Annotated in this window: 15 protein-coding genes; 4 read left to right on the top strand and 11 right to left on the bottom strand. The window is 51.5% G+C overall.

Annotated features, from left to right (window positions below; all coding sequences use genetic code 11):
* Positions 1–7: 7 nt before the first annotated feature.
* From ACYVK4_RS24530 to ACYVK4_RS24510, 5 genes are all read right to left on the bottom strand, one after another.
* Positions 8–3,574 (bottom strand): TonB-dependent receptor, encoded by a 3,567-nt coding sequence (locus ACYVK4_RS24530; protein ID WP_461130207.1) that lies wholly within the window; start codon positions 3,572–3,574, stop codon positions 8–10.
* A gap of 36 nt (positions 3,575–3,610) precedes the next feature.
* Positions 3,611–4,639 carry a FecR family protein gene (locus ACYVK4_RS24525; protein ID WP_461130206.1) on the bottom strand — a complete coding sequence of 343 codons (1,029 nt, stop codon included), beginning with the start codon at positions 4,637–4,639 and terminating at the stop codon, positions 3,611–3,613.
* Between the two features lie 129 nt (positions 4,640–4,768).
* Positions 4,769–5,350, bottom strand: a complete 582-nt coding sequence (locus ACYVK4_RS24520) for an RNA polymerase sigma factor (RefSeq protein ID WP_461130205.1) — start codon at positions 5,348–5,350, stop codon at positions 4,769–4,771.
* Between the two features lie 217 nt (positions 5,351–5,567).
* Positions 5,568–6,599 carry a fatty acid desaturase gene (locus ACYVK4_RS24515; RefSeq protein ID WP_461130204.1) on the bottom strand — a complete coding sequence of 344 codons (1,032 nt, stop codon included), beginning with the start codon at positions 6,597–6,599 and terminating at the stop codon, positions 5,568–5,570.
* Between the two features lie 339 nt (positions 6,600–6,938).
* Positions 6,939–7,631: a porin family protein gene (locus ACYVK4_RS24510; protein WP_461130203.1), complete on the bottom strand. Its 693-nt coding sequence runs from the start codon at positions 7,629–7,631 to the stop codon at positions 6,939–6,941.
* A 287-nt stretch (positions 7,632–7,918) separates the two neighbouring features.
* Between ACYVK4_RS24510 and ACYVK4_RS24505 the strand changes: the two genes are divergently transcribed.
* The gene (locus tag ACYVK4_RS24505) at positions 7,919–8,722 is read left to right on the top strand and encodes a lysophospholipid acyltransferase family protein (protein ID WP_461130202.1); all 804 of its coding nucleotides are present in this window, start codon (positions 7,919–7,921) and stop codon (positions 8,720–8,722) included.
* 181 nt (positions 8,723–8,903) lie between these two features.
* On the opposite strand, the gene ACYVK4_RS24500 is transcribed toward ACYVK4_RS24505, so the two are convergent.
* The 4 genes from ACYVK4_RS24500 to ACYVK4_RS24485 form a co-directional block, all read right to left on the bottom strand.
* Entirely contained in the window at positions 8,904–10,325 is a 1,422-nt protein-coding gene (locus ACYVK4_RS24500; RefSeq protein ID WP_461130201.1) for an inorganic phosphate transporter, read from the bottom strand.
* Positions 10,326–10,618: 293 nt separating this feature from the next.
* Positions 10,619–11,668, bottom strand: coding sequence for a dual-specificity RNA methyltransferase RlmN (gene rlmN / locus ACYVK4_RS24495; protein ID WP_461130200.1), 1,050 nt, complete (start codon positions 11,666–11,668; stop codon positions 10,619–10,621).
* Between the two features lie 62 nt (positions 11,669–11,730).
* Entirely contained in the window at positions 11,731–12,258 is a 528-nt protein-coding gene (locus ACYVK4_RS24490; protein WP_461130360.1) for a CvpA family protein, read from the bottom strand.
* Positions 12,259–12,362: 104 nt separating this feature from the next.
* On the bottom strand, positions 12,363–12,812 hold the full coding sequence (locus ACYVK4_RS24485; protein ID WP_461130199.1) for a GatB/YqeY domain-containing protein: 450 nt from the start codon (positions 12,810–12,812) through the stop codon (positions 12,363–12,365).
* 156 nt (positions 12,813–12,968) lie between these two features.
* Here ACYVK4_RS24485 and ACYVK4_RS24480 point away from each other — a divergent pair, with 156 nt between their 5' ends.
* Both ACYVK4_RS24480 and mnmH read left to right on the top strand, forming a co-directional pair.
* On the top strand, positions 12,969–13,697 hold the full coding sequence (locus ACYVK4_RS24480; RefSeq protein WP_461130198.1) for a pyridoxine 5'-phosphate synthase: 729 nt from the start codon (positions 12,969–12,971) through the stop codon (positions 13,695–13,697).
* A gap of 231 nt (positions 13,698–13,928) precedes the next feature.
* On the top strand, positions 13,929–15,005 hold the full coding sequence (gene mnmH / locus ACYVK4_RS24475; protein ID WP_461130197.1) for a tRNA 2-selenouridine(34) synthase MnmH: 1,077 nt from the start codon (positions 13,929–13,931) through the stop codon (positions 15,003–15,005).
* A 106-nt stretch (positions 15,006–15,111) separates the two neighbouring features.
* Here mnmH and ACYVK4_RS24470 read toward each other — a convergent pair whose 3' ends face one another.
* Positions 15,112–15,702, bottom strand: coding sequence for a hypothetical protein (locus ACYVK4_RS24470; protein ID WP_461130196.1), 591 nt, complete (start codon positions 15,700–15,702; stop codon positions 15,112–15,114).
* 191 nt (positions 15,703–15,893) lie between these two features.
* Here ACYVK4_RS24470 and prfA point away from each other — a divergent pair, with 191 nt between their 5' ends.
* Positions 15,894–16,967: a peptide chain release factor 1 gene (gene prfA, locus ACYVK4_RS24465; RefSeq protein ID WP_461130195.1), complete on the top strand. Its 1,074-nt coding sequence runs from the start codon at positions 15,894–15,896 to the stop codon at positions 16,965–16,967.
* Between the two features lie 84 nt (positions 16,968–17,051).
* Here prfA and ACYVK4_RS24460 read toward each other — a convergent pair whose 3' ends face one another.
* The gene (locus ACYVK4_RS24460) at positions 17,052–18,563 is read right to left on the bottom strand and encodes a sulfatase family protein (RefSeq protein ID WP_461130194.1); all 1,512 of its coding nucleotides are present in this window, start codon (positions 18,561–18,563) and stop codon (positions 17,052–17,054) included.
* Positions 18,564–18,775: the final 212 nt, after the last annotated feature.

Here is an 18,775-nt window from a genome sequence, read left to right as displayed (position 1 = left end):
GGTTGACCTAGAACGTGAGATTCAGACCGGCAGAAATTGTTTTTGACAGTGGGTACGTTCTGCCGTTTGTGGCATCACCGTCGAGTTGCTCAGGGTCAATGTATTTGGAACGCAGGGACGTATAGGTGAGCAGATTTTCACCACTTACATAAATCCGGGCGCGGGCTATGCTGATTTTTTTGCTGAGGCTTTCGGGCAATGTGTAGCCAATGACTACATTTTTCAGCCGGAGGTAACCGATGTTCTGGATGTAGCGATCATTGGCAGCGTTCAGATCACCCCCACCGTTCAGGGCTGTGTAGCCTCTCAGCACCGGAAAATACGCATCCGTATTGGTCGGTGTCCAGACGTCAGCCTCGAAATTCTCCGGAATGAACGAATAATACGGCCGCGAATAAGGCCCCCAGAATTTATCGGCGTTGTTGCCCGGATACCAGTTTTTTCGGAGGATACCCTGCGCCAGCACCGACATATCGAAGCCGTTCCAGCTTGCCCCGAGATTGAGCCCGTACCGGTAGCGCGCCCGGTCATTGCCAATTATCTTCAGATCGCCGTGGTTCGCCAGCGTATTGGCTCCCTGATCAATTTTCCCGTTCCCATCGGTATCAATGAATTTCAGGTCACCGGCCTGTAGCTTGCTCCAGTCGCCGGGGGCGCTCAGGCGCTGTTTGTTGACCAGCGTTTGATCGACGGTATAGGCCTGCGCTTCCTCGTTGGTCTTGAAGTATCCGTCGATGGAATAGCCCCAGATATCGCCAATGGTTTGCCCCTCGTAGCGGCTCGACAGGATCTTGTTGGGATTATCATATTTGGTAATGGTCGATTTGGAATCGGACAGCACAAACGACGCATTATACACGAATGGCTTGCCACCCATTTTAACCTGGTCGCGCCAGCCGATGGACAGTTCGAAGCCCTTTGTCTGCAAATCACCGGCATTTTGGGTGGGTACGGTAGCTCCGTAAACCGCTGGCAGCACCTGCCCCGGCACCAGCATACCCGTTGTGTTTCGGACGTAAACGTCAGCGGATAAATTGAGTCGGTTCTTAAACAAACCCGCATCCAGCCCCAGGTTGGAGGTGGTCGCTTTTTCCCAGGTAAGGTCCGGCGAAATAGGGTTCGGGCTGTTCACGTACGACAGCTTTTGTCCGTTGGTTATCCAGCTCGACTGCGCCGTTGGCATGATGGAAATGTAGGGGTAGAAACTGGCCGAGTTCGTGTTCGACGGCAACTGATTGCCCAGCGTACCGTACGAAGCCCTGATTTTGAAATTATCGACAATGCCCTTCAACGGATCGAAGAAACGCTCTTCGCTCAATCGCCAGCCCGCCGAAACCGACGGGAAGAAACCGTACCGCCGACCTTCGCCAAAGCGCGAGGTTCCGTCATAACGTCCATTCACTTCCAGCAGGTATTTACCGGCATAGTCGTAATTCAACCGATAAAATGCTCCGAACAGCGAATACTGATACGAGTCACCAGCCGAAAGCTGTTCGCCGGTGCCCAGGTTGAGATCATTTAGGCTTTCGGAAAGCAGGTTCTTACGAGCCCCGAACAGACGCTGGTGTTTTTTAGATTCGTAGTTGATCCCGGCGGTGGCGGCAACGTAATGTTTCCCGAACGTATGGTTGTAGGACGAATACACATTGGTCACGTTCATCGGGTCGAACCAGAACGTTTTTCGGTACTGATCGGTGTTGTAGTTGGGCACGGTCGTCAAAATACCCGGCTGGATGGAGTACTGCGCCACAGCCGACCGGTACCAGTCGTCGGCGATGTAAAACGAGTATGAGTAGTTGGCGACGAGGTTCCAGGTTTTGGTAAAGTCGATGGTTACGGAGTTGATTGCCGTTAGTTCATGCACGCGTTTCTCGCCCCCGGCAACACCTTTCAGTAGGTTCGCGTACAACCCATCGCCGATGGAATAGTTGTTTTTCAGGGTGTTATAGGTAGCGGTGCCATCGGGGTTTATCGGGGCATAAGCGGGTAAGGCATGGACGGTGATACCCACAAAGTTCGCGTTGGCGCCCCCTTCCAGACCCGGATATTTATACTTCGAATCGAAATACTGGATATTGCTGCCCACTTTGAGCCAGGGCGTTAGCTGCGCGTTGATCTTGCTGCGCAGGGTGTAGGACGTGAACTTATCGGTGTTGATCTTCATGATCCCGTCCTTCTCGAAAATCGACCCCGACAGAAAATAGTTAACCTTGTCGGTACCTCCCGACAAATTGATGTTGTGCTGTTTGGAGGGCTCCGTCGTGTTAAAGAGCGTATTCCACCAGTCGTAATTCCCGTAGTAGTTGTAAATATCTTTTCCGTTTACGTTTTTAATGACGGTCCAGGGGCGCGACGGGTCTTCAACTTTGTCGTACCGGCGGGCTTCCAGTTCCTTGTAATCTTCTTCCGAATAGCGGGTGTAGCTGTTGCCGGTAGCCCGCGTAAACGCTTCGTCGTTCAGCCGCACATGCTCGTAGCCATTCGTCAGAAATTTAGTGCTGACCGTTGGGGCCGACCAGCCAAAGTTGTTGCTGTACGATATGGTTGTCTTGCCATTCTTGGCGGTTTTGGTCGTCACCAGAATAACCCCGAACGCACCCCGCGCCCCGTAAATCGCCGAAGCAGCCGCATCTTTCAGCACCGATACCGACTCCACGTCGGCCGGGTTGATCCGGTTGATGTCGCCGGGAATACCATCGATCAGCACCAGGGGCCCTCCCCCATTGATCGACGTTTCGCCACGCACGTTCAGGTTGCCGCCCTGCCCCGGCTGGCCGGTGCTGAAGGTGATATTCAGGTTGGGCACCATGCCCTGAAGAATCTGCGACATGTTGTTCAACGGCCGGTTTTCAAGCTCTTTGGCCAGCACCTGCGATACGGCTCCCGTTAGGTTCACTTTCTTCTGGGTTCCGTAACCGACCACCACCACTTCGCTCAGCGCGTTCTGTGTTTCTTTGAGAGTTACGTTGAGCGTCGACTGACCGCCATTGACCGGCACTTCCAGCGTTTCGTAGCCAATGAAGGAAAAAGACAGAACCAAATTGCCACCCGCGTCGGGGATGTTCAGCGAAAAGCCACCATCGGCATTGGTCGATGTGCCGCGGGTGGTTCCTTTCACCACAATACTCACACCGGGCAGCGGCTGATTGCTGGCGTTATCGCGCACCACCCCCGACAGAAGGCGCCGGGGCTGGTCGAACGTGACGACCCGGTTGATCTGAAAAGCCGGGACCGACAGCAGACTGCTTTGCCCATCCATTTTTTTCAGAATGATCTGTCCGTTGATAACCTCCCAGGCTATATTCTGGGGCGTAAATAACCGCTGGAGTACACTCGCCAACCGTTCATTGCGGGCGCTGATCGAAATCCGCTTTTCGGCACCAATCACGCGCGGGCTATACACGAAGCGCACATCGACAGCCTTTTCCAGATGCTGCAACACTGTTCGTACCGTCTCGCCTTCTACCGTTATGGAAACGGGGCGATTCATCAATTCCTGGGCCGATAAGGGCACAGCCTGGACCAGACTACTACTCAGCAGAACGCTGACCAATAGCGAAAGAAAACGTTTCATAAAGTATAAGTAGTTGTAAGTAAGCTGGTTTTGTTTTTAAGGGCAGCCCCGACCGCTGACTTGAATATGCGTGCCGTTGGTTTGATAGGTAGCCCCGATGGACAGACAAATCATGTTCAATTGGTCGGGCAATGACTGGTGAGCGAGATTGGCAGTTAGCGTACAGTTCACAAGGGCGTCCGCGTCGAAGGCGATGGTTACGCCATACACCTCGTCTAATTCCTTAAACACACGGGCAACGGGTGTATTGTCGAATACAAAATGGGTTCTGATGGCTTGAGGCCGAATAACGACCGGATGGTCGGCCAGCGACTTTACGATCCGGCTCTCCGCCCGAAAAAAAGTAGCTTTCTCGTTAGGAATCAGCACCATGTCGGATGCTCTTTCCGGCTGATCCGCTTGTCGGTAAACCGCCACCCGACCCGTTCGAACGACGACCTCGGCTGTGGGCTTTCCGGCATGGGCTACAATGGTAAAGCTGGTGCCCAGCACTTTCGTAACCAGCCCGTTGGCATAGACCAGAAAGGGACGTTCCGGGTTTTTAGTGACCTCGAAAAAACCCTCGCCTGCCAACCGGACCTCCCGCTGATTTTCGGCAAATTTTTGGGGGTACTGTATCTGACCACCCGGTTGTAGGGTAATGGCACTACCATCCGGCAATGCAATCCGAAGCGGCTTAGCTGACTCGTTTGTTTTATCGACCAGTGTCGACTGACTCGTTTGGGCAGCTACCTGATGGGGGTCCGTTTCCGCCGAACGGTTCATCAGAAAATACCAGCCCAGCCCGATACCCAGCACGACCACAGCGGCAGCAGCCAGCCGGTAAACCCAGGTTGGTGTGCGTTGGTGGGTTGGCGTTTGCCTGATCTGGCCGGCCATGTGTTGCCAATGCTGATTGACGAACGCCTGTTTTTCCGAAGCCGACAAAGTGGGTTCGGCTTCACCATCCAGCGCATCGTACCAGGCTTCGACCTGCGCCCGTTCCTCGTCGGTTGCATCGCCGTTTCGGTACTTGGTCAGTAAGGCTTGTAGCGCTTTGGGGTCCATATCATCTGACAACAGCAACGTATCCGTTTATGCCGTATTCAGAGGGTAAGACGAACAACTCGAAAAATACCCTAAGACCCGTATGTTACGAATTTATTAAGCGGTGATTGTGTAGGTAGGGGTGGGGTCAAGTCCCCATACATATACTTAAGCGGCAAATAACGTAGTCAGCACCACAGCCGTGGCATAATCGTGCAGGTTGGCGCGGAGGTAAGCAACCGAACGGGACAAGTGGTATTCGATGGCTTTTTCGGAGAGGCCAAGCCGGGTGGAGATTTCGCGGATGGTAAGTTGCTCGAATCGATTCAGGACAAACACCTCGCGGGTTTTGTCGGGCAGTTGCTCCAGTGCCTGATTAAGCGATTCGGTCAATTGGCTGAACTGCACCGAGTGGAGCGTATTGAGGGTATCCGTTGGCGGGGTATAAACGAAGTGACTGGCATATTTTTCCCCCTGCAACTGCGTGCGTACGTGATCGACAATAAGGTGTTTGAGGGAGGTAGTCAGGTACGCCCCCACATTGTTGATGAGCAGCGTTCTGCGTTTTTGCCAGAGCCGCAGAAACAGTTCCTGCGCCATGTCGGAAGCCATCGCTTCGTCGCGAAGTTTGCGCTTTGCCAGCACAAAAAGGTCGTACCAGTGGCGTTCGTACAACGCGCGAAATGCCTCCTCGCTATCTTTACGAAGCAGGACTACTAATTCGGTATCGGTTAGCTCTTGCTCAGACATAGCCACAAAGTTGACATAGACAGCTCACTCGGCAACCAAACATAAATTAAGTTTCTATGAATTCTCGAAAGAATAGTTATTCTAAGGAACATAGATAGTTATTTCTACTCTCTCAGCCGCCCTACCCCCAAACCGTCGGACAACAAAAAGCCCCATCACTTTCGTAATGGGGCTTTTTGTAATAATTGTATGTCTATCCTGCCAATTTTCCTGGCTGTTAAGCAGCCGTTTCAACGGACACCGCCTGTGCCTGCACCAGTTCCAGATCGGGTCTCGATTGATCCGAAACAGGAACACGACCCCGCTCTTTGCGAACAATGCGTGAGTAAAGCGATATCTCCTGATCGAACAGGAAAAGGAAGAACAGCTTTATGAAAGACGTATGGTACTTGAGTGATTCATAGTACTCAGGTGCCGACTTCTTGATTTCGGGCAGCTTGTTCCAGGGAATGGACGGAAAATCGTGGTGCTCGTTGTGGAAACCTACATTCAGGTTTGGGCCGTTTAATGGGCCGTAATAGCTGTATGTTTCCTGCTGCGGGTCGAGGGTCAGGAAGTGCTCCTGCGCCCAGCGGGCACCCAGTGGATGCAGGCCAACCGAGAAGAAGAGGCACAACACCATAAACGCCAGCGCTTTCCAACCAAAAAACGTTACGATCAGGACATCAAAGGTGATCTGAATGATAAAGTTGGCAATGACCCACTTATCAAAAACGGCCAGTTCTTTCATGCGCAGGGTGCGAATACCCTGAAAAATGGGGTAGAACAGCAGCCAGATGGCCTTGCCAATGGAGTAGTTTTTAATCAGCTTAGCCTCGTACCAGTCCGGCAAATCGGCGTCCAGTTCATGAACACCCTGAAAGGCGTGGTGCTTGATGTGAAAGTTCTTAAAGGTTAATGCCGTTGGGAATACCGTTGGCAGGTTCGCAAAAATAGCCGCCCATGCATTGGCCGATGGTTTGCGAAAAATCAGGTTATGGGCCGCTTCGTGAATACAAACGAACAGCGTGTGGGCCGGAAAAGCACCAATAAACCAGGCGGCTGCCACGATAACCCACCACGATTGATCACGAACCAGGTACGCCATACCCGTCATCAGAATCACACAGCCGAGGGCTACCCAAATTGTAGTTGGGTTCTTTTGCCCAATCAACTTTTTAATTTCGGGGTGCGATTTTAAAATTTGCCGGGTCCGAATACGGTGGGGTTCGGGAGCCGTTGAATGAACAAAATCAGATACCATTGCCATAAGTTAAGTGTCGCAAGTACAACGGGGACGCCCGTGCGGTTTGATGATTAACAAGAAGTAAAATTAATACAATTCAACCGTGAAATTTCATTGATGCAACCAAATTTCCGGGATTTTAACTATATTCTCATCATAAACAAGAAAGGCGGAGTCAACAGACCCCGCCTTTACTAATTCAGGTTGATTCAATAGAAAAATGAGTGAATGATGGGATTGGTAGAGTAGTGAAGTGGTGGGGTAAGTGGAGTGGTGGAATAGTTAATGGGTGGAGTAGTAGAATAGGGGGTAAGTGGAGTGGCCATTAACTTACTTCACTCCTTCCACGACTCCACCCATTAACTAATAACCAATTGGGAATGAGTAACCCAGTGATACCGCTACGCCCCGATTCCGAACGTTGACATTAACAACTGGCACCTGCACCTGACGGGTGAATCCGTGTGTGTAGCGGCCTTCCACAAAGAACTTACCGGCACCGGCATCCATGGCCAGCCCCAATCCACCGACAGCACCAAAATCCCAGGGGGTGAGCATACCGCCATAGTTAACATCTACATCGAACGGCCTGGTCGTTACCAGCGCCGACGCACGGGTACGGATACGGCCGTCGAAGGCATAACTTACTGCCGGACCGGCGATAAAGTAGGGCTGCACAGGACCATCGCTCAGGTTAAATTTAAACAACAGGGGTACCTCAATCTGTTGTGACTGATAGGCGATAGTGGCCCCGATTGGCAGCGAAAACCCGCCCAGATTCACATCAAAGCCTTCTTTTATAGCAACACCTTTTTGTATGTACGATACCTCCGGACGGAACGATACGCGATTACTCAGGGGAATGTCCAGAAAAAGAGCACCGGTTGGTCCGATGGATGAATGAAAGTCGGGGGTTAGACTACCCAGGTATTCGGGCTTCGACGCGAAGCCGAAGTTAGCACCGCCCCGGATGCCGACCTGAACCTGAGCAAAGGTGCTTTGAGCAGCGAATAGACCCAACAAAGCAATGACACCGGCAAGCACAATTCGTTTCATGGTTGTAAATGGAAAAACAGTTTGAAAAAGGGAAACCTGAACTTGATTGTGTAAACTGTCGGGCTATAGGCAAATTGGTTATTGTTGCGAATTTGATGGTTAGAGGATGTATTCAGATAAAGGATTAATCAGGTTTAAAAAAAAGTTTGTGTTTCTTTTTGGGGGATTGCAGAAGCGACGAGTCATTGAATCATATTTCATGTATAAATCAGCCTTTTGCACTTTTTCTTTAAAACATTGTAGCATACTTGTAACTTTACCCCTTACCGGTGATTTTAACCCAGACAATGAAGTACGTAAAGCCAACTAAATTCAGCTATTTGCCCAAGTTTCTGATGCCGCTGGATATACTCGGTCTATTCGAATGCGACCCTTTTGGCAACTCATTGTTATTCAGGCGGATAATAATTGGGCTAATTGGCTGGTTAACCTACGCACGCTATACGGTCGTGAACCGAATTCAGATCGAAGGGACTGAAAATCTGGAGAATTTACCGATCAACAACGTTCTGTTCTTGTCCAACCATCAGACGTATTTTGCCGATGTCATTGCCTTTTTTCACATCTTTTGCGCCGTAAAGTGGGGGTTTCAGAACACCCTTTTACCACCCGTTTATCTGTTCGGTCCACGAGCCAGGCAATACTATGTAGCCGCTTCCGAAACGATGAAAAAAGGCATTGTACCCCGCGTTTTTGCAGCAGGTGGCGCCTTAACAATCGAGCGTTCCTGGCGGGCCGAAGGACGCGAAGTGCAACGGGCAGTCGACAATTCAGCAAACGAGAAAATTGCCAGGGCGCTGGCACATGGCTGGGTCGTAAGCTTCCCGCAGGGTACAACAACACCATTTGCACCAGTACGGAAGGGCACGGGGCACCTTATCAAAAACAATGAGCCCATTGTGGTGCCGGTCGTGATCAATGGATTCCGGCGAGCCTTCGACAAGAAAGGATTACGCTTCAAAAAACGAAATACCCTGCTCACGGTCCAATTTAAGGAGCCAATGCAATTCGGCCCCGACGAAACCGTTGACGAGATCGTTGCCAAAGTCCGTCACGCCATCGAGCAGGATGCGCCGGAATGGGTTCAGTGATACGGCGTTTTTTAGGGAACGACCGGGATAAAGGCCGTAGTTAGTCAACCACAAAAATTAGTTTAACCACAGAGGCACGGAGTACACAGAGAAGGCCTAGAAACCTCTGTGTACTCCGTGCCTCTGTGGTTAAAATGCTTTGGCACTGATTCCGTTCCATGGCTTCCCAGCCATCAATACATTACAGAACCCAGCGGAAGAAAATATAGAGTGTGAAGGACAGCAGCACCGAAACAGGCAGCGTCAGTATCCAGGCCAGCGCAATATTTTTGACCGTTCCTGCCTGTAAGTTTTTAACCCCTTTATTGGCCACCATGCTTCCCGCAATACCCGATGACAGCACGTGCGTTGTACTCACGGGTAGTTTCAGCCAGGAGGCCATACCGATCATCATGGCGGCTACCAGCTCAGCCGACGCGCCCTGTGCGTAGGTTAGGTGTTGCTTACCAATTTTTTCGCCTACCGTCACCACAATCCGGCGCCAGCCAATCATGGTGCCAAGACCCAGCGATAAGGCGATCATCAGGATAACCCACAGCGGGGCATAATCCGTGAACCGGCGCAAGCCGCCCTCTTCGCCTAAGTTCTTATTTAATTGAGCTACCTGGGCCGCGCTAAGGTTTGAGCCCTCATCGGCCGTGATTTTCTTGATATTGCTGTTGATCAGCAGTAGGTCGCGACGCACGTCCAGCCGTTTTTCATTCGGAATCTTACCCTCAACGAGCGGCCCGTTTACCAACGCACTCAACTCAGCCAGCTCCGTATTCGTTTGAGCCAGCCGGACGCGGTTGGTCGACGACAGATGCGTTGAGTCCAGCGCGCTCATGGTCTGCTGAATAGCCGCCACGTTCGTCTGCATCAGACGCGGATCGAGGTCGGCCTTTACCGCAAAATGATAGGGAACGATACCGATCAGGATGAGCATGATCAGGCCTACACCCTTCTGCCCATCGTTGCTGCCGTGGAAAAAACTAACCAGCGAGCAGGTCGCGATCAATATAGCCCTTACCCAGGTAGGCGGCTCCGTGTTCTTCTTAGGTTCTTTAAAAAGCTGGTCTTTAGCCTCTTCCGGCACCGACCGACGTAAAATAAACATCAGCACAATGGCCAGACTAAAACCTAATAGCGGAGATAATAACAGGGCGTATCCCGTTTCAATGGCTTTATCCCAGTTAACGGCAGCGCCGGTTTTGTTTTCGGGCATGGTGGCGAACGCCAGACCAACGCCCAGGATAGAGCCAATAAGGGTATGTGAACTTGAACTGGGCAGACCAAAATACCAGGTTCCCAGGTTCCAGATAATGGCACTGAGCAGCAAGGCCAGTACCATTGCTACGCTATGATACACGTTCTGGTCGACCAGTAGTTCGACCGGAAGCAGGTTGACGATACCCATGGCGACACCAATGCCACCCAACAAAACACCGGTAAAGTTGCAAATCCCCGACCAGACAACGGCATAAGTCGGTTTTAGTGAGTTGGTATAAATAACGGTAGCAACGGCATTGGCGGTATCGTGAAAGCCGTTTACAAATTCGAAGGCGCAGGCAGCGAAAAGGCTGATAAAGAGGAGGATAAAAACATCCGTTTCTAATCCAAACATAAGTGACGTATCTTCTATGATTCAGCTAACGGTGGGTCCGTAAGCTTATGATTGCCACAAAAGTACGTGAAACTGAGCATTGCTATATTACCAAATTGTTAAGTAGAGATGTAATACCTTGCGTCTCAGCTCAGACAGAGGTTGACAATGGTCTATTAAACAAGAAAAAAGCCTATTGGTAATAGGCTTTCATAAGGCAAAGAATTGCCTGCATATGACACGCGAGGTATTGCCTTACAAGACAAACGCAAAGAATTGCCGTACCGGAATGCCGGACCACGGCGGACCGGTCTCTACACCTTCTTCCCGGCCAACTGCCCGCAAGCGGCATCAATGTCTTTACCCCGACTTCGACGTACATTGACAATAACGCCTTTATCTTCTAAATACCCGGCGAATTTATCCAGCGTTTTCGGATCGGTATTTTTGAAATTGGCCTCAGCAATGGGGTTATACTCAATAATATTTACCTTGGCGGGTACACGTTTGGTGAATTTCCAAAGCTCCTGCGCGTCCTGAAGCGTATCGTTGAAGTTGTAGAAAAGAATGTACTCAAACGTAATACGCGTGCCGGTTTTCTTGTAAAAGTACGTCAGCGCATCGCCCAGGGCCTCCAGCGTGTTGCTTTCGTTGATCGGCATGATCTGGTCGCGCTTCAGATCGTTGGCCGCGTGGAGTGACAAAGCAAGGTTAAACTTTACTTCGTCGTCGCCCAGTTGCCGGATCATCTTGGCAATGCCCGCCGTCGATACGGTAATTCGTTTCGGCGACATGCCTAGGCCATCGGGCGAGGTGATGCGGTCGACGGATTCGAGGACGTTTTTATAGTTCAGCAGCGGTTCGCCCATGCCCATGTACACGATGTTGGTCAGGGGCGCGTCGTAGTTTTCTTTGGCCTGCCGGTCAATAGCCACCACCTGGTCGTAGATTTCGGCCGCGTCGAGGTTGCGCTTCCGGTCCATATAGCCCGTGGCGCAGAACTTACACGTCAGCGAGCAACCTACCTGACTCGATACACAGGCGGTCATTCTATCTAAGTCATCATTGCGCAAAGCCGGAATCAAAACACCCTCAACCAGATTACCGTCAAACAGCTTGAATGACGACTTGATCGTGCCATCGTTGCTTTTCTGCTGCTGATCGACGGTTAACGGACGAATTTCGAAATTAGCGTTCAGCACCTCACGCGTCGACAGCGACAGGTTTGTCATCTGTTCGAACGACGACGCCGATTTTTTCCAGAGCCATTCATGCACCTGCTTGGCCCGAAAACCCTGTTCGCCGTTTTTAGTAAACCAGTCTTTTAACTGAACCGCCGTCAGTTTACGAATATCTTGTTTCATATTTTTAAAGAGCGAAAGAACGAAAGAGTGATAGAGCGCAAAGAACCGCGCCAGCCGCTCTTTCATTCTTTTACTCTATCGCTCTTTATATTTTCAGCTCGCCATTTCTTCCCCTCTTCCAGTCCTTTGGGCACCCAAACAGCGGCTTTGTCCATCACTTTAGGCGCAATGGGCCGGATATATGGGTATAAAAAGGCGGTTTCTGTTTGGCGGGCGGGCATTTTCACGCCCATATAACTGAACAACCAAAGGATAACACTAATTCCAAAAACCCACGTAAAAAGACCAACGGTGGCCCCGGCCACACTATCGAATGTGCCTAATATGGAGTACTTTAACGACCGTCGGATGGCAAATCCCATCTGGTTGATCATGATGACCGTCGGAAAAAAGATGACGGAGAAACCCAGCCAAGGCAGGATTTTCCGGGCCAGTTCGCGGCTGATGTATGGACTAAGCAGGTCAATGCCAAACGCCAGAAATTTAAACCCGACAATCATAGCCACCACAAACGCGATAATCGCCACGATCTCCACGAGCAGACCTTTGCGGTATCCGTTAAAAATCCCCCAGGCCAGGGGAATGAGCATGAGTAAATCGAGCGTATTCAAAGAGCGAAAGAGTGAATGAGCGAAAGAGCGATTGAGTAATTAGCGACTCTATTCGCTCTTTCACTCTTTCACTCTTTCGCTCTTTAGTTAAGAAGTTGTCTTACCATCGCCGAAATGGCTTTCCCATCGGCTTGCCCGGCGAGTTCTTTGGACGCGACGCCCATTACTTTACCCAGATCGGAGGGTACCGATGCGCCCAGGCGGGTCATGATGGCCTGAAGTTTCGCCTTCAGTTCATCTTCCGAAAGCTGCTTGGGCAGATATTGTTCGATAACGGCGATTTCAGCTTCTTCAACGGCCAGTAAGTCGGCGCGGTTTTGCTGCCGGTAGATGTCCGCCGAATCTTTCCGCTGCTTTACAGCTTTGGTCAGAATTTTGGTTTCATCCTCAGGCTTCAGGTCGCCGGACTGCCCTTCTTTGGTTTCTTCGAGCAGAATCATGGATTTTACGGCACGCAAGGCACGAAGCTTATCCTGATCTTTGGCCAGCATAGCCTGCTTTATATCGGCGTCAATTTGTTGTTTTAAAGACATAATGTAAAGAGCGAAAGAGTGAATGAGCGAAAGAGTGGTAAAAAACCAATGAACCTTCACTGTTTCGGCAAAGTTACGAAGTCAGACAACGTTATTCACTGCGCTCCGGCGTTCCGGTTCGCTCTTTCGTTCTTTTACTCTCTCGCTCATTGAAAAATGACACGTTTAAGCGTTAACATCAACAAAATTGCGACCATCCGTAACGCACGCGGTGGCAACAACCCCGATCTGGTGAAGGTCGCCCTCGATTGCGAACGATTCGGTGCGCAGGGAATTACGGTTCACCCCCGCCCCGACGAACGGCATATCCGCTATCAGGATGTGCTGGATTTGCACGAGGTCGTCACGACGGAATTTAACATTGAAGGTAACCCCGACGAGCGGTTCATCGAACTGGTGAAACGAGTGAAGCCCGCCCAGGTAACGCTCGTTCCCGATGCGGTCGATGCCATTACCTCCAACGCCGGTTGGGATACCATCCGCCATGCCGATCACCTTAGGTATCTGGTCGATATGTTCAAAGCCGATGGCATTCGCGTGTCTATTTTCGTCGATGCTGATGAGCGCATGGTCGAAGGGGCCAAAGCGGTGGGTACCGACCGGATTGAGTTATATACGGAACCCTACGCGGCCCACTACGCCGAAAACCGGGAAGCCGCCGTGGCACCGTTTGTTCGGGCGGCTCAACGCGCCAATGAGCTGGGCCTGGGCCTAAACGCGGGCCATGACCTGAGTCTGGAAAACCTGCGCTTCTTTGATGAGCAGGTACCCGGACTGGAGGAAGTGTCCATCGGTCACGCCCTAATCTGCGACGCCCTTTACTTTGGACTGGAGAACACAATTCAGATGTATTTACGTTGTCTGAACCGGGATTTAGCTGATTAATTTGACAGACTGTGATTTGAATGCGGGATTATGATTTAAAAGTAGGCAACTTTGATTCATTCAGGGGCCGTTTAAACTTTTATGAATGCGTAGGCAATAGGCGTTTTTTCCTAGAATGATGAATCTAACATTGCAACAAAAGTTTAAACAGTTTACCGATACAAAAAGCCTGAACAGTTGCTTAGCGAAATCATAGCCCATCAAAAAAATCAAATAAATCCTGGTTCAGACATGGTCCACAAACTATCCGTCGAAGAGTTTTTAAGCAAGGCACGTAGCCTGCCGGTCATTGACGTCCGGTCGCCGGGGGAGTATGACCATGCGCACATTCCGGGGGCGGTGAGTATTCCGCTATTCGACAATGATGAACGGGCACAGGTGGGCACCAAATACAAAAATGCGGGCAAAGATGCGGCTGTGCTGATGGGCCTCAGTATGGTTGGACCCAAGTTGGCCGACTTTGTCAAGCTGTCGAAAAAGCTGAACCCCCAAAACAAGGAGGTACTGGTTCATTGCTGGCGGGGCGGTATGCGCAGCGGCTCGTTTGCCTGGCTGCTCGACACCGCCGGGCTGACCGCTTCGACGCTGGTGGGTGGCTACAAAGCCTACCGCAATGCCGTACTCGACTCGTTTGTGCAACCCCTGAAGCTGATTATTCTGGGTGGCAAAACGGGGAGTGGCAAAACGGACATTCTGAAAGAGCTGGCTCGTCAGGGTGAACAGATCATCGACCTGGAAGGGCTCGCCAATCATAAAGGGTCGTCGTATGGAGCCATCGGGCAACGGCCTCAACCGGCTTCCGAGCAGTTCGAAAACCTGATTTTTCAGACACTCTTGACCTTGGATACCAGTCGGCGGATCTGGCTCGAAGACGAGAGCCGGAATATCGGTTCGTGCTTTATCCCAATGGCCCTCTGGCAGCAGATGCGGGCCGCTCCTGTCGCGTTTATCGACTTACCCAAGACCAAACGGGTCACCCGTCTAGTCACCGAATATGCCAACATTGACCATAACTTACTCGTTGAAGCTACCGAACGAATCCGCAAAAGACTGGGTGGTAAAGTCACCCAGGACGCACTGGATGCACTGGCTAACCACGATTATGCCACCGTTGCCGACTTGACCCTCGACTACTACGACAAAGCCTACCTGCACGGCCTTTCCCACCGCGACCCGTCTACCATTCAAACGATTGAAACGGCCGAGGATAACCCGGAAGAGACCGCAAAACAGTTGATTGAATGGGTAGATGCTATTGATAAGACGGCGGCTGGCGCAGCTGGCGCGAGTATTCACTCGTGCCTCTAATTAAGCCAGCATTCGCTGGCACTAATAATGTACATAACTGCCAGCGAATGCTGGCTTAATTAGAGGCACGAGTGAATACTCGCGCCAGCGCCAGACAGCCAAAGCCCTATGATTTCTTCTTCTTGACCGACGCACTCATCCGGCGGACGACCTCCCGTTTGTTGAAACCCAGGTGCCAGACGGCGAAAGGCGTTTCCTGCTTACCGAAGCAAATATCACAAATGGGGCTGCTAAGTGGAACAGGCTTGTTATAGACGTAGGTGGTATCCGTAATTTTCTGGATGTTGGAAATAGGCAACTGTTTCTGTTTGACGCTGTACAAATAGGCGTCCAGAATTTCCCGCTCCTTGGCATTCAGGGCCTTATTCTGGATGTCGGCCTCGCCCAACAGGCGTATATCCAGAGCATAGCGTTCGGCAATTGCTTTGGTACGGGGCAGGTTCTGTAACTGGCACAGCTTAGTGCGCTCGGCGGGGTCGGTTGTTTTCTGAAGCTGGGTCGTGAGTTCTTTTTCCAGTACGGCCGTCACCTTACCGCCCAGGTCATCGACCGTTTCTACGAGATCGGCATTGGTGATCCGCTTAATTTTCGAGTCGGCCATTTCCTGCTTCAACTCACTGGTGTAGCGAACCCGCTCGGGGTTACAGGCTATGGAAAGCGTGATTAGCAAACTGGAAATGATGATGGAGCGTATCATACACAGAAACTTACTGAAATAGAGTTTGGTCATTTGCCTGGAAAACGATTCGGCTTGCAGCTTGGTTGCACTTGATAAAGACAAAGCTAAACTGCCTGCGTGCCGAACCACAGTATTTTCGTAATTTTGTCTTTATTATTTAGATACTCGCTCTTGTTATTCGTGCGAATAACAAAAAAAGTTATACATATATGCTTGACCAGTTAGAAGCCATCCGAGAACGCTTCAACGAAGTAGCTCAACAAATTGTGCAGCCCGAAGCTGTTTCGGACCAGAAGCGGTTCATGAAGTTGAGCAAGGAATACAAGGATTTGGAAAAAATCGTCGTGCAGTACCAGGCGTACCAGCAACTGCTCGAAGAGATCGATAATGCAAAGAAAATCATCGCGACCGAAAAGGACGAAGATTTTCGGGAAATGGCTAAAGGTGAACTGGATGAACTGGTACCGCGCCGGGATACCCTGGAGGAAACCCTCAAGGAAATGCTGATGCCGAAAGACCCAAATGACAGCAAAAACGTCATTCTCGAAATTCGGGGCGGCACCGGGGGCGACGAAGCGGCTATTTTTGCGGGCGATATTTTCCGCATGTACCAGCGGTTCTGTGAAAAAATGGGCTGGCGTATGTCGCTGGTCGATTTTACCGAAGGCACATCCGGCGGATATAAAGAAATAATCACCGAGATCGAGGGGGAAGACGTGTATGGTAAACTGAAGTTCGAGTCGGGAGTTCACCGGGTACAGCGCGTACCGGCTACCGAAACCCAGGGCCGGATTCATACCTCGGCCGCCAGCGTAGCCGTGCTGCCCGAAGCCGAAGAGGTGGACGTTGAGATCAACATGAACGACATTCGCAAGGATACCTTCTGTTCGTCGGGAGCGGGTGGTCAGTCGGTAAACACCACCTATTCGGCCGTGCGGTTAACGCACATCCCGACGGGACTGGTGGTGCAGTGCCAGGACGAACGTTCGCAGCTCAAGAACTTCGACAAAGCCCTGACGGTATTGCGGTCACGACTCTACGAAATCGAGTTGCAGAAACACAACGACGCCATCGCATCCCAGCGCAAGACGATGGTGGGCAGTGGCGACCGTTCCGATAAGATCAGAACGTACAACTATCCCCAAAGCCGCGTAACGGACCACCGCATCGGCCTGACAGTATATAACCTGCCTGCCGTTATGGACGGCGGCATCGGTGAATTCATCGAGCAACTCCGCATCGCTGAAAATGCTGAACGGTTGAAAGAGGGCGCTACGGTGTAGATCGTGTCTTCATTCTTTGAAACATAACAGGGGCGGCAAAAGAGTATTTTGCCGCCCCTGTCGTTTCCGGTAATTGGTTTTACCTCAATGCTCCCCTTTAATTTTCGTCAGCAAATCCGTTAGCTCCTTTACTTTTTCGGGATGTTGCTGATACACGTTGGTGGTTTCCAGTTGATCGGTGGCGAGGTTGTACAACTGCCCAACCGGCTCGCCCGCTTTAGGCTTTATTTCTTTAGGCTCCGTAAATCCACCCGAGCCAAGTCCTTCAATCAACTTCCAATCCCCTTTCCGAATGGCAAAGAAACCGATTGACGAACTATGCACGACGGCTGGCTGGTTCAGCACATCGTTTGTCTTCCCCGAAAGCACCGACAGGATGCTGTAACTATCGTCTGTATTCGGATTTGCCATGCCCAGAATCTCCCGGCACGTCGCCGTCAGATTCGCCAGCGTTGTGGTAGCCTGGCTCACCGTTCCGGCTTTTACGGTACCGGGCCAGCGAACGATAAACGGAATGCGGTGGCCTCCTTCGAACGCATCGCCTTTCATACCCCTGAACCCGCCAGCGGCTCGGTGGTCGTAACGCTTCACATAGTCATCCCGCCAGTACGGCCCGTTATCACTGGTAAAAACAACGAGTGTATTACCGGCCAATCCCGTTTTTTCGAGAGCTGTCAATACCTCCCCCACTGCCGCATCGACCTGCTGCACAAAATCGCCGTACTCGCCCGCTTTCGATTTCCCCGCATAGCCTTTGGTTGGCATCCAGGGCGTGTGTGGGGCCGCCAGCGGCAAATACAGAAAGAATGGCTTTTGGGCGGTTTGTCGGCTCAGGAAACCAACCGCTTTCTCAACAAATCGGGGTAGCACGCCATGAAAATCGAAGGAGGGAGCCATGCTGCCTTCGCGCCAGAAAGGACCCGCGTAACCCGACTCTATTTTGTTGCCTTTGGTGTAACCAGTAGGTAACTCGGTCAGTTTATGATTTTCCAGGTAACAGTAGGGCGGCATATCGAGCGAAGCGGGCAGCACATACGAGTAATCGAACCCTATTGTGTTAGGCCCCTGCACCGGATTCTGCGAGAAATCGATCACCGCCGGGTCCATCTCCGACTGGATACCATACTCCGCCGATGCCAGCAACGACTCGCTGCCTTTTTTCGGAACCCAGTCGAAGCCCAGATGCCATTTGCCGATGACCGCCGTTTGGTATCCATTCCGTTTCAGCAACGAGGCCACCGTCGGGCGATCCGCTTCGATCAGCGTCCGGCTGTAGCCGCGCAAGACGCCTACGGGTAAGCGACTCCGCCACGGATAACGGCCCGTCAGCAGGGAGTACCGGGTAGGCGTGCACACACCCGACGGCGAATGCGCATCCGTAAAGCGCATTCCCTGCGCAGCCAGCCTGTCAATATTCGGCGTGGCAATCTTCCCCGTTGGATTGTAGGCTGACACGTCGCCATACCCCAGGTCATCGGCCAGTATGTACACGATGTTGGGCGGTTGTGGGGTAGCAGGTCTCATCGCCATGCCGACACAAATCAGCACACAGCCGACGATGCCCGTGATGACACTCCATTTAGTAAATCCGGCCATAAAAGACTTTGTTTTTGACATCTGGCAGGTTGTAGTACAACGGGCGGGGCCGCCCGCGCGGTGGTTATTCGTTGTACTTAACACAACCCTCGGTCAACAGGTAAATTAAGAGTGGCCTGTGAGGATACAATAACTTCGCATCGCCAAAAACGCCGAGCGGCTGAAAGAAGGTGCAACGGTTTAAATAGTGCCGACCTGTGTAGTGCTGTCAG

The sequence above is a fragment of the Spirosoma aerophilum genome (genome assembly GCF_054782495.1).
The sequence above is the reverse complement of the archived record's forward strand: the minus strand, read 5'-3'. Positions and strand labels throughout refer to the sequence as shown.